The organism is Actinokineospora fastidiosa (assembly GCF_014648415.1).
GTDB lineage: Bacteria > Actinomycetota > Actinomycetes > Mycobacteriales > Pseudonocardiaceae > Actinokineospora > Actinokineospora fastidiosa.
Genome location: NZ_BMRB01000008.1, coordinates 1 through 11,368 on the forward strand (window position 1 = coordinate 1; position 11,368 = coordinate 11,368).

Annotated in this window: 10 protein-coding genes and 1 rRNA gene; 3 read left to right on the plus strand and 8 right to left on the minus strand. The window is 71.2% G+C overall.

Going from position 1 to position 11,368, the window contains the following annotated elements; genetic code table 11:
- Nucleotides 1-106 precede the first annotated feature (106 nt).
- Nucleotides 107-223, plus strand: a 5S ribosomal RNA gene (gene rrf / locus IEY98_RS28650).
- Between the two features lie 92 nt (nucleotides 224-315).
- Here rrf and IEY98_RS32935 read toward each other — a convergent pair.
- Together IEY98_RS32935 and IEY98_RS28665 are read right to left on the minus strand one after the other, a co-directional pair.
- A complete protein-coding gene (locus tag IEY98_RS32935) occupies nucleotides 316-1,152 on the minus strand; it encodes a GNAT family N-acetyltransferase (protein ID WP_229787657.1) in 837 nt (278 codons plus the stop codon).
- Nucleotides 1,116-1,649: a MarR family transcriptional regulator gene (locus IEY98_RS28665; RefSeq protein WP_189213798.1), complete on the minus strand. Its 534-nt coding sequence runs from the start codon at nucleotides 1,647-1,649 to the stop codon at nucleotides 1,116-1,118. The genes IEY98_RS32935 and IEY98_RS28665 overlap by 37 nt, the downstream gene beginning before the upstream one ends.
- 105 nt (nucleotides 1,650-1,754) lie before the next feature.
- Here IEY98_RS28665 and IEY98_RS28670 point away from each other — a divergent pair, with 105 nt between their 5' ends.
- Nucleotides 1,755-2,324 (plus strand): isochorismatase family protein, encoded by a 570-nt coding sequence (locus IEY98_RS28670; RefSeq protein WP_189213799.1) that lies wholly within the window; start codon nucleotides 1,755-1,757, stop codon nucleotides 2,322-2,324.
- 76 nt (nucleotides 2,325-2,400) lie between these two features.
- Here IEY98_RS28670 and IEY98_RS28675 read toward each other — a convergent pair whose 3' ends face one another.
- From IEY98_RS28675 to IEY98_RS28695, 5 genes are all read right to left on the minus strand, one after another.
- The gene (locus tag IEY98_RS28675) at nucleotides 2,401-3,996 is read right to left on the minus strand and encodes a glycosyl hydrolase family 18 protein (RefSeq protein WP_189213800.1); all 1,596 of its coding nucleotides are present in this window, start codon (nucleotides 3,994-3,996) and stop codon (nucleotides 2,401-2,403) included.
- Between the two features lie 117 nt (nucleotides 3,997-4,113).
- Nucleotides 4,114-5,742, minus strand: coding sequence for a glycoside hydrolase family 3 protein (locus IEY98_RS28680; protein ID WP_189213801.1), 1,629 nt, complete (start codon nucleotides 5,740-5,742; stop codon nucleotides 4,114-4,116).
- A gap of 11 nt (nucleotides 5,743-5,753) precedes the next feature.
- Entirely contained in the window at nucleotides 5,754-6,584 is an 831-nt protein-coding gene (locus IEY98_RS28685; RefSeq protein WP_189213802.1) for a carbohydrate ABC transporter permease, read from the minus strand.
- Nucleotides 6,585-7,571: a carbohydrate ABC transporter permease gene (locus IEY98_RS28690; RefSeq protein ID WP_189213803.1), complete on the minus strand. Its 987-nt coding sequence runs from the start codon at nucleotides 7,569-7,571 to the stop codon at nucleotides 6,585-6,587.
- 7 nt (nucleotides 7,572-7,578) lie between these two features.
- Entirely contained in the window at nucleotides 7,579-8,865 is a 1,287-nt protein-coding gene (locus IEY98_RS28695) for a sugar ABC transporter substrate-binding protein (RefSeq protein WP_189213804.1), read from the minus strand.
- A 173-nt stretch (nucleotides 8,866-9,038) separates the two neighbouring features.
- On the opposite strand from IEY98_RS28695, the gene IEY98_RS28700 reads away from it, so the two are divergent.
- The gene (locus IEY98_RS28700; protein WP_189213805.1) at nucleotides 9,039-9,788 is read left to right on the plus strand and encodes a GntR family transcriptional regulator; all 750 of its coding nucleotides are present in this window, start codon (nucleotides 9,039-9,041) and stop codon (nucleotides 9,786-9,788) included.
- A 74-nt stretch (nucleotides 9,789-9,862) separates the two neighbouring features.
- On the opposite strand, the gene IEY98_RS28705 is transcribed toward IEY98_RS28700, so the two are convergent.
- Nucleotides 9,863-11,359: a beta-N-acetylhexosaminidase gene (locus IEY98_RS28705; RefSeq protein WP_189213806.1), complete on the minus strand. Its 1,497-nt coding sequence runs from the start codon at nucleotides 11,357-11,359 to the stop codon at nucleotides 9,863-9,865.
- Nucleotides 11,360-11,368 lie beyond the last annotated feature (9 nt).

Genomic DNA, 11,368 nt, shown 5'->3' on the forward strand with positions numbered 1-11,368 from the left:
ACGAACATGTTACGCATCCACTGTGTGGTGTCTGAGACACCAACCACCCCCCAGCACCCGAGAAGACTCGGTGTGCGGGATGTGGGGGTTGTTTGTTTCATAGTGTTTCGGTGGTTTTAGCGGTGGGGAAACGCCCGGTCCCATTCCGAACCCGGAAGCTAAGCCCATCAGCGCCGATGGTACTGCACTCGTGAGGGTGTGGGAGAGTAGGACACCGCCGGACTTCATACCAGAAGGCCCGTTCTCGTAACGATCCGATTCAGTCGGACTGTTACAAGAACGGGCCTTCTGGCGTTTCCCTTTTGTCGAGGTGGCCTAGCGGACGCCCAGGCGCTCCAGCAGTTCGGCCGTGTCAGCCACGAACCAGGCATGGCGGCCTCGGTTGCTCTCGCGGACATAGGCGGCCAAGGCGGAGCTGCGGGAGACGTGCGTGGTGACGTCGCCGACGATCGCCACGTTCAGGTGGTAATTCAGCAGCTTCTGCACCATCTCCCCGGCTATCCGGGTGCTCAGGTCGAAGAACTCCGGCGTCAGCCGCGACACCGGGAGGGCAACCCAGTCGACCGACTGACCGTAGAGGCCGGGGACGATCGTGTCGAGCACATCGTCGGCTCCGGTCAGGACCGGCGCGTCCTCGGCGTACTCGAAGACGGGACCGTTCCGGGCTCCCATGGGGACCGCCAGCTCCGCCACTATCCGCCCGTCCTCGGGATGCACCGCGGCGCCGCAGGACGCCAGGACGCCGAGGGCGGCCGCGTTGTCCGGTGTCGTCTCGGCTACGACCACGCGGTGGCCCGAGCGGCGGGCGACGGTCAGGAGCTCGCGGACGGCGGCCGTGCCGATGCCCCGCCCCCGCGCGTCGCGGGCGAGCCACAGGCCGATCTCCGCCGTCGCCTCATCGACCGCGCGCATGCGGATGACGCCGACCGCGTCCTCTGCCCGGCAGATCGCGAACGACGTCGTGGTGGGGTCGGCGAGCTGGGCGTCGAGGAACGCGCGGTAGGCGGCGCGGGCCCCGGCTGTCCAGGTCTCGTGCCCCGGAGGCATGACCTCGGTCGTCGCCGCGGCCGTCGCGGCGACGGCGACGACGCGGTCGACGAGCGGGGCCAGCGGGGTCAGCTGGACCGCTGGGTCGGCGGTAGTGGTGTCCACCCCTCCGATTGTCCGGACCGGACAACCGGATTTCGGCCGCCGACGCCCACGACGCGCTCGCCCGACATCGCGCGGGCCACCTCGTGCAGGACCCGGCGCGCCGCCATGAGGTCGGCGGGGTCGCAGCGGTCCAGGGCGCTCAGGGCGTCGTGGGTCGAGTCGATCGCGAGGCCGCCGAGGTCGATCGCCCTGGCGTGCACGGACAGCAGCACGCGGCGCCGGTCGTGGTCGTCGCGGGTGCGGGTCACCATGCCCGCGCGGACGAGCCGGTCGACCAGCGCGGTGACCGATGCGGAGTTGAGGCCCAGGCGGCCGCACAGCCAGCCCGGGGTGGCCGGGACGCCGGTGCGCCTGGCCTCCAGCAGATGGATCAACGCGCGCAGGTCGGTCGGGTGCAGGTCGTGCTCCGCGGCGAACCGGGCGTCGAGCAGGTCCAGGCGCGCGGCGATGGTGCGCAGCAGCCGGACGGTGTGCAGGCGGGGGTCGAGGTCGTCCACCCGGGCCCTCCTTCGGGTCGGGATCGGCGGCCTGGTGACCACGGCCACGTGGACAGGTCGCCAATGCAAGTTAGGCTAACCTAAGTTGATACTGGAGGTGCGAGCATGGCCGTCCCCCTTGTCGAGCCGTACGACATGTCCGCCGCGGCGAAGCTGCCCCGCAACACCGTCGCGTGGCGCGTCGACGCCCAGCGCGCGGTTCTCGTCGTCCACGACATGCAGGACCGCATCGTCGCCTCCTTCGACGGAAGCCGTTCTCCTGCCATCGAGCTGGTGCACAACGTCGGCAAGCTGCGCGACACGTGCCGTGATGTCGCTGTGCCGATCGTCTACACGCTCCGCGGCCGCCAGGCCGGGGAACCGGTGTACGTGCCGCGCCCGTGCGACCTGGTGGTCGACGCGGGAGCGGGCGAGCCCTATGCCGCGCTGCGCGACGTCCTCGACGCCGGTGGCCGCGACCAGCTCGTCCTCGTCGGGGTCCGTGCCCACGCCGCCTGCCTCATGGCCGCGGGCGGGTCGTACCTGGCGGGGACGCAGGTGTTCGCGGTGGCCGACGCGATCGCCGACCTGAGCCTGGACGAGCACCGCCAGGCCGTCCGGTCCGCGGCCGAGTACGGCGCGATGACCACGACCACCGGCCGGGTCATCGGCGAACTCCTCGGCGTGCTCGCCTGAGAGCCCGCCACGCGGGTGAGCGTCCCGCCAGGAGAACCTGGCGGGACGCCCACATCCGGCCCGTCCCGGCCGGAGCCTAGCCGCGCATCGCGGTGATCAGCTCACCGTTGGTGGTGTCGCCGGACAGCTCCCAGAAGAACATGCCGCCGAGACCCTGCTGCGCGCTGTAGCTGCGCTTCCCCGCGATGGTCGCCGGGGTGTCGTAGCTCCACCACTGGTTGCCGCAGTGGGCGTACGCGGTGCCAGCGACGGTCCCGTTGGCCGGGCAGCGCGTCTTGAGGACCTTGTAGTCCTCGATGCCCTGCTCGTAGGTGCCGGGCGCGGGGCCCGTCGCCGTGCCGCCGGGGGCCGACTGCGTGACGCCGGTCCAGCCTCGGCCGTAGAACCCGATGCCGAGCAGCAGCTTGCTCGCCGGGATGCCCTTGGCCTTGAGCTTCTGGATGGCGGCGTCGGAGTTGAAGCCGTCCTGCGGGATGCCCGGGTAGGCCCGCAGCGGGGAGTGCGGGGCCGTCGGGCCCTGCGCCGCCCACGCGCCGAAGAAGTCGTACGTCATCGGCATGTACCAGTCGACGTACTGGGCGGCGCCCGCGTAGTCGGTGGCGTCGATCTTGCCGCCGTTGGAGGCGTCCGCGGTGATGGCCGCGGTGACCAGGTTGCTGGCGCCGAAGCGGGACCGCAGGGCCCGCATCAGGTTCTCGAACGCCTCGGGGCCGCTGGTGTCGCACTCCAGGCCGCAGGCGTTCGGGTACTCCCAGTCGATGTCGATGCCGTCGAACACGTCGGCCCAGCGCGGGTCCTCGACCAGCTTGTAGCAGCTGTCGGCGAACGCGGTGGGGTTGCGCGCCGCGTCGTCGAACCCGCCGGACCAGGTCCAGCCGCCGAAGGACCACACGACCTTGATGTGCGGGTACATCTTCTTCAGCTTGCGCAGCTGGTTGAAGCTGCCGCGCAGCGGCTGGTCCCAGGTGTCGCCGACGCCGTCGACGCTCTGGTCGGCCCCGTAGGACTTCTCGTAGTCCGCGAAGGAGTCGCCGATCACGCAGCGGCCGCCGGTGACGTTGCCGAACGCGTACATGATGTGCGTCAGCTTCGAGGCCGAGCCCGACGTGTGGATGTTCTTCACGTGGTAGTTGCGCCCGTAGACGCCCCACTGCGCGAAGTAGCCCACGACCTTGGAACCGGGCGGCGGCGGGGTGTCCGTCGTCGTCGTGGTGGTGGTCGTGGTGGTCGGGTCGTCCGAAGTGGTCGTGGTCGTCGTCGTGGTCGGCGGGATGGTGCCGTCGCACGACGCGCCGTTCAGGGTGCAGTTGGTCGGCGTGCCCGCACCCGAGCCGATGAAGCCGAACGACACGCTGGCGCCGGGGGCGACGGTGCCGTTCCACGACAGGTTGGAGAAGGTGTACTTGGTGCCCGACACCGAGCGCTGGGCGTCCCAAGAGGACGAGATCGTGCCGGGGCTGAGGGTGAACTCGATCCGCCAGTTCGTCAGTGCGGTGTCACCGTTGTTGCGGATCGTGTACTTGGCCTGCCAGCCCGAGCCCCAGTCCTGGGTCTTCTCGAACACGGCGGTCGGGGCGGCGGCGCCGCTGGCCGGGGCCGCTACTACCAGGCCCAGAGTGATCGTGCCAGCGGCCACCAGGGCCGCTGTCACATGCCATCGGGTTCTGGACACGTGGGTCACCTCGCAGGGAGAGGATCGGTGGGGGATGTTGGGTTGACTTTGGTCCAGACCACCTGACGGGGACAAGGTCTAGACCACTGGTCTCACTCGAATGGAGTAAGGCCGGTTCTAGTGTCGACAGGCCTCGGCCACCGTTTCGGCCGCTGCCCGCAGACTGGGGCGGGACGCCCCGAACGTGTCGATCCGCGCGCTGGCCCCGAGATCGGGGCCGGGCACGCCGGTCTCCACGTGGACGGTGACCGGATTGGTGTGGACCAATTCGGCCACCAGGGCGCGCACGGCCGGGTGCCGGTGCGCGTCCCGGGTCACGATGACGACCCCCGCCGCCGTGCGCGCGGCGGCCAGCGCATCGGCGGGCTCGGCCGCGTCGACGCGCAGGACGGTCGTCTCGGGGACCAGCTCGCTCAGGTGCGGGCCGAGCCCCCACGGCACGGGCCCGGCGGCGATGGTCGGATCGACCTCGACGTCGAGCACGAGCGGGTCTTCCAACTCGGGCAACGCGGTCGCGCGGATCGCCTTGCGCGCCACGGTGATGCCCAGTCGGTGGCGGTGGCTGTCCGGCCCCCCGCCGCCAGGATATGCGGGGGAGGAGGGTGGGGGCGAGGGATGGTCGGCGGGTGTGGACAGCCGCTCGCCGGTTGTCCACAGGCCCGTGGTCGTGTCAGCACTGCCGTCCCCGCGCCCGATATCCTGGCGGCGGGGGGCCGGATGCCCGCCATGCTCCGGCGCCGTGCCCAGCGCGCGGGTGCGGGCGGCGGCCTCGGCGAGGCGTTGCTCGTCCAGGGTGCCGTCGGCGACGGCGGCGGCGATGCGGCCGACGATGCGGTCCAGGACCTCGGGGCCCGCCTCCTCGCCGCCGATGCAGAGGGCGTCGGCGCCCGCGCGCAGCGCGCGGACGGCGGCCTCGGTGAGGCCGTCGGTGTCGCCGAAGGTGCCCGCGACGGCGCCCATCTCCAGCGCGTCGGTGATGACGGCGCCGGTGAAGCCGAGTTCGCCGCGCAGGATCTCGTTGATGGCGACGGAGTTGAGCGTGACCGGGTCGTCGCCCCACCCCGGGACCACCAGGTGGCCGGTCATCACTGCCCGCACCCCGGCGGCCAGCGCGGCCCGGAATGGGACCAATTCGCAGGCGCGCAGCTCCTCCGGGGTGCGGGGCAGGACCGGCAGCGCCACATGCGAATCCGATGTGGACGCCCCGTGACCGGGGAAGTGCTTGGCGCAGGCGGCCACGCCGACGCGCTGGTGCCCCCGCACGAACGCCCCGACGTGCGCGGCGGCGGCGTACGGGTCGGACCCGAACGCGCGCACGCCGATGATCGGGTCGTCCTGGGACAGCGTCAGGTCCGCGCACGGGGCCAGGTTCACCGTCACCCCGCAGGCGGCGAGCCTGGCCCCGAGCGCCGCCCCCACCTCGGCGGTCAGGGCGAGGTCGCCCGCCGCGCCCATCGCCAGCGGACCGGGCAGGTCGCTGCCGGTGGCCGCGTCGAGGCGGGTGACGTCGCCGCCCTCCTCGTCGATGCCGACCACGACGTCGTCGCGCTCGGCGCGCAGCGCGGCCGTCAGCGCGGCCACCTGCTCGTCGTCGACGACGTTGCGGCCGAACAGGACCACGCCGCCGAGCCCGGCGGCCACCCGCGCCCGCACCCAGTCCGGGGCGGTGGTGCCCCGGAACCCGGGCAGCAGCACCGCCTCGGCCATCGCGCGCACCGAGTCGTCCACTCCGGAACGCGCCGTCATCGGATTCGCCATCAGCCCTTCACCGCCCCCGCGGTCGCGCCGGACACCAGCTTGCGCTGGACGAACATGAAGAAGACCAGGGCGGGCACGGCGTAGATGACCGACGCGGCCATGATGCCGCCCCAGTCGGTGCCGAACGCCGTCCGGAACGACGACAGCCACACCGGCAGCGTCTGGTTGCCCTTGTCCCTGATGAACACCAGCGCGAACAGGAACTCGTTCCACGCGGTGACGAAGCTGAACACCGACGTGGCGACCAGGCCGGGCCCGAGCAGCGGCAGCGTGACCCTGCGGAACACGCCCCACCGGCCGCAGCCGTCCACCATGGCCGCCTCCTCCAACTCCACCGGGATGCCCTTCACGAACCCGCGCAGGGTCCAGACCGTGAACGGCAGGGTGAAGGCGACGTACACCAGCAGCAGCGACGGCAGCTTGTCGAGCAGGTTCGCGTCCCGCATGATCAGGTAGAGCGGGACGAACAGCGCCTCCAGCGGCGCCAGCTGGGCGATGAGCACCAGCAGCACGAAGCCCTTGCGGCCGCGGAAGCGCATGCGCGCCAGCGGCACGGCCGCCAGCAGGCCCGCCGCCAGCGCCACCGCCACCGAGCCGAGCGTGACGATCAGGCTGTTGGTCAGGAACGAGGTGAAGCCGTCCTTGCCGAACGCCGAGGCGAAGTTGTCGAAGGTGACCGACAGCGGGATCAGGTCGTAGTCCGGCGACAGGATCTGCGCGGGCGTCTTCAGCGCGGTGGTGATCATCCAGTACGTCGGGAAGAAGAAGAACACGGTGGCCGCGATGCCCAGCACGGCGAGGCCGACGCGCTGCCCACGGGTCTTGTGCATCTACAGCTCCGTTTCCTGCGAGCGGACCAGCAGGCGCATGTACCGCCAGGTCACCAGGACGAGGACGATCAGCATCAGCACGGCCACCGCGGCGGCCACGCCGAACCCGCTGCCGGAGATGCCCTTGAGGTACAGCAGCACGGGCAGCGTCGTGCTCTGCCCGTCCGGGCCGCCCTGGCGGATGGCCCAGACCTGGGTGAAGACCTTGAAGTCCCACAGCACCGACAGGAAGACCACGATCGCCAGCACCGGGCGCAGCGCGGGCCAGCTCACCGCCCGGAACGCCTGCCACCCGGTCGCGCCGTCGATCGACGCGGCCTCGTAGAGGTCCTTGGACGCGCCGAGCAGCCCCGCGTAGAGGGTGAACGCGACGAACGGCACGGCCTGCCAGCACACCAGCAGACCGATGACGGTCAGCGTGCTCGCGCCGGTGCTGAACCAGGAGTGGCCCGAGTAGCTCTCGAAGCCGAGCAGCACCAGGGTCTTGTTGAGGATGCCGTACTGCTGGTCGAACATCCACTGGAACACGGTGGTGGTCGCGATGATCGGCGTGGCCCAGGCCAGCACCAGGCTGATCTGCAGGGCCATCCGGACACCGCGGCTCAGGTGCCGCATCAGCACGGCAAGGCCGAGGCCCAGGAGCACGGTCGCGGCCACGACCCCGGTCGTGAAGACCACGGTGCGCAGGGTGATCGTCCAGAACTCCGGGTCGGACAGCACCTCGACGTAGTTGTCGAAGCCGGTCCAGATCACCTCGCCGCGCACGAGCTCGCCGAGGTTGAGCTCGCGGAAGCTGATGAACACCACCTGCAGCGCGGGCCAGCCCAGCAGCGCGACCAGGAACACCAGGGCGGGCGCCATCATCAGGTAGGGCACGGCCCGCTCGCTGACCCGCAGGAAGCCGCGGGGCCCGCGCGGGCCGGACCGCCCGGCCCGCGGGTTCGCACCCGCGGGCCGAGCGGCCCGTGCCGATGTCGTCGAGGTCATGACCCGATCAGCCCGCGAATGCCTCGTTGAGCACGGCGTTGGCGTCCGCGGTCGCCTGGTCGATGCTCTTGGCGCCGGTCAGGTACGCGGTGAGCATGTCCTTCAGCGGGTTCTGGCCCGCCTCGATCGTGGCCCAGCCCGGCGTCGCCGGGACGCCCTTGCCGTTGGTGGAGGACTTGGCCATGGCCGCGCTGGCCGGGCCGCCTGCCTCAAGGGCGGACAGGTCGGTCGAGGTGCCCGGGATCATGCCCGCCTTAGCGAACTCGCTCTGGTACTTCGCGCTGCTGATCAGCTTGATGTACTCCTTGGCGAGGTCCTGGTCCTTGCTGTTGGCCGGGATGGCCAGGTTCGAGCCGCCCTGGAAGACCGGCGCGGGGCCCGCCTTGCCCGGGATCGGGAACGCACCGGTCAGCTCGGTGATCTTCGGGTCGCTCTTGGCGGCCGTGGCGACCTCCCAGGGCAGACCGATGATCATCGCGACCTTGCCGCCGCCGTAGATGCCCGCCTGCTCGGGGGTCTGCTCGTCGGCGTCCTTGGGCGCCTTGGTGCCCGAGGCCTCGACCAGCTCCTTGTAGAACTCCAGGCCCGCCTTGGCCTGCGGGCTGTCCAGCGCCGCCTTGAAGGTGGTGCCGTCCTGGGTGGCGATGTCGCCGCCCTCGTCCCAGATGAACGACAGCAGCGAGTACCAGTTCTGGCCGGGCAGGTAGAGCGCCTGGAAGTCCTTGTCCGAGCCGAACTTGGCCTTCAGCTTCTCGATGGCGGCCAGCCACTCGGCGCGGTTGGTCGGCTCCGCGGTGACGCCCGCCTGCTCGAACATGTCCTTGCGGTAGAGCACCACGCGGTTGGCGGCGTAGAACGGCACGGCGTACTGCTTGCCGTCCCAGGTCGCCGAGCCCTCAAGGCCGGAGAGCCACTGGTCCTTGTTGAAGCTCGCGGTGTCCGCGCTGATGTCGAGCAGCACGCGCTGCTGGGCGAACTTCGGCGACTGGGTGTTGCCGATTTCGATGACGTCCGGGGCGTCGTTGCTGGCCAGGGCGGTGGTCAGCTTGTCCTGGATGCCGTTCCACTGCTGCACCTCGTACTTGACCGTCACGCCGGGGTGGGCGGCCTGGAACTCCTGGTGCAGCGCGTTGGTGAGGGTCTCGGGGGCCGACCCGTTCATCAGCCACACGGTCAGCTCCCGGGGACCGCTCTGGGCGTTGTCGCCCCCGGTGTCGCCACCGGAGCCCGCGCAGCCTGCGACCGCAAGGGCGACCGCGACACCCCCGATCAGCGACTTCGACCAACTTCTCACTGGAGGTACTTCCTTTCGAGCAGCCCATCCGGCAACGAAGGGCTTGAGTGGTTTAGACCATTGCGATTAGAGTGGTCCGTAGTTCTCGGGCTTGTCAAGATAAATGCGGAACCGTGACCTTTCGTCCCCGCAGCGGCCCACCCTGCCCATCGGCGCGCGACCAAGGAACACTCATGGCGGACAACCTCGCGGAAAACGGCCGGAAATCGGCCCGTACGCCCAAGCACTGGGCGCTGAAGGACCGGCTGCTCGCCATGGTCGCCGCTGCCGGGCCCGGCGGCCCGCTGCCCGGCGAGCGGGCGCTGGCCGAGGGGTTCGGGGTCTCGCGGACCACCGTGCGCAAGGCGCTCACCGAGCTGATGGCCGAGGGCAGGCTGACCCGCGTGCACGGCAGCGGCACCTACGTCGGCTCGGGCAAGGTGACCCAGCGGCTGCAGCTGTCCTCCTACACCGAGGACATGCGCTCGCACGGGCTCAACCCCACATCGTCCCTGCTGGAGGCCGCTATCGAGGCCGCGGAACCGGAGCTGGCCGCGCTGCTGGCCGTGCCTGCGGGGGCCGACGTGCTGCGGCTCAGGCGGCTGCGCAGCGCCGACGGTGAGCCCATGGCGATCGAGACGTCGCGGCTCCCGCTGACCCGCTTCCCCGGCCTGGAGGCCCGCGTCGGGGACACCTCGCTGTACCGGGTGCTGTGGGAGCACTACGGCGTGGAGCTGGGGCACGCGGAGGAGACGATCGAGACCACGCTGGCCACGCCAGCGGACGCCGCCCTGCTCGGCAATGAGGTCGGCGCGGTGATGCTTCGGCTGTCGAGGCATTCTTTCGACACCGACAATCGGCCGGTTGAATGGGTGCGCTCGGTTTACCGTGGCGACCGGTACAAGTTCGTCGCGACGCTGGTTTCCCCGCGCGAAGTGGAATAGGGAAGGAATTTTCCGGCCCGGTCGAATACGGCCGGGCCGCTTTTGTGCGGTCGCGTCGAAAGCGGCTCCTCTCCTCAGCGCTGCCTGCCGGGCACGCCCGGCCGGGTCTGCCACGGCAGGGGGCCCGAGAGCGGGCGGTACTCCACGCCCAGCGCGTCGAGCCGGGGCAGGTGGTGGGCGGCCAGCCGCTCGACGAACCCCGCCGGGTCGCGGCGCTCCGGCGGCGTCCACACCACCTCGGCGAAGGCGGCCAGCCGAGGGAACGCCGCGTAGTCCACCCGGCGCGGGCCGTCGAGGTGCTCGGTCCAGATCTGGGCCTGCGCCCCGAGCACGCGGTGGTGGGCGTCCTCGGGCAGGCCGTCGGGGATGGGGTCGTAGGCGTAGACGTCCTCGACCGTGCGCACGTACCCGACGGGGATCGGCTCGTCGGGGCGCTCGGACTGCCGGTGGTCGAGGTAGACGTGCTGCTCCGGGCACATGACCACGTCGTGGCCCGCGAGCGCCGCGGCCCGCCCGGCCTCCTCGCCGCGCCACGACGCGACGATGACCCCGGGCGGCAGGTCGCCTGCGTCCATCACGTCGTCCCAGCCCAGCGTGCGCCTGCCGTGCGCGGCCAGGTGCCTGCCCAGCGTGCGCAGGAACCAGCCGGGCACCGCGTCGACGGAGTCGAGGCCGAGTTCGGCGACCCGGTCGGCGTGGTGCTCCTGCCACTGCTTGGTCGGCACCTCGTCGCCGCCGAGGCAGACGACCGGCGCGTCGAACACGTCCAGCACGTGGTCCAGCACGGCGGTGTAGAAGTCGATCACGTGGTCGGTCGGGGCGAGGACGTGCTCGCTGACGCCCCACGCGTGCCACACCTCGACCGGCGCGCCGGACGCGCCGAGCTCCGGATAGGCGGCGATGGCGGCCTGGCTGTGGCCGGGCACGTCCACCTCCGGCACGACGGTGATGTGCCGCGCGCGGGCGTAAGCGACGATCTCGCGCAGGTCCGCGGTCGTGTAGAAGCCGCCGTGCGGGCGGCCGTCGTGGGTGAGGTCGCCGTCGGGCTGGCGGCCGGTCCACGAGCCCTTGCGCCAGGCGCCCACCTCGGTCAGCCGCGGATAGGCGGGGACCTCGATGCGCCAGCCCTGGTCGTCGGTCAGGTGCAGGTGCAGGACGTTGAGCTTGTGCGCGGCCATCAGGTCGATGAACCGCAGCACCGCCGCCTTGGGCTGGAAGGTCCGGGCGACGTCGAGGAGCACGCCGCGCCAGGGGAAGCGCGGGTGGTCGACGACCTCCCCGCACGGAAGCGTCCACTCGCCGGTGTGGATGTCGGCGGCGCGGAAGGCGTCCGGGCCGAGCAGCTGGCGCAGCGTGCGGGCGGCGTGGGCCGCGCCAGCCGCGTCGCCCGCGGTGGCCTGGACGCCCTGCGGTGTGATGGAAAGTCGGTATGACTCAGGATGTGGCAGCGCGACCGGGTCGATGACCACAGTGGAGGCGTCGGTGAGCGCGGCGGGGTCGGTGACCCGGCACGTCCCCCCGGTCGACCGGGCCGACACCGGGCGGGGGAGCAGGGTGTCGAAGGCGTTCATCCCCGATCC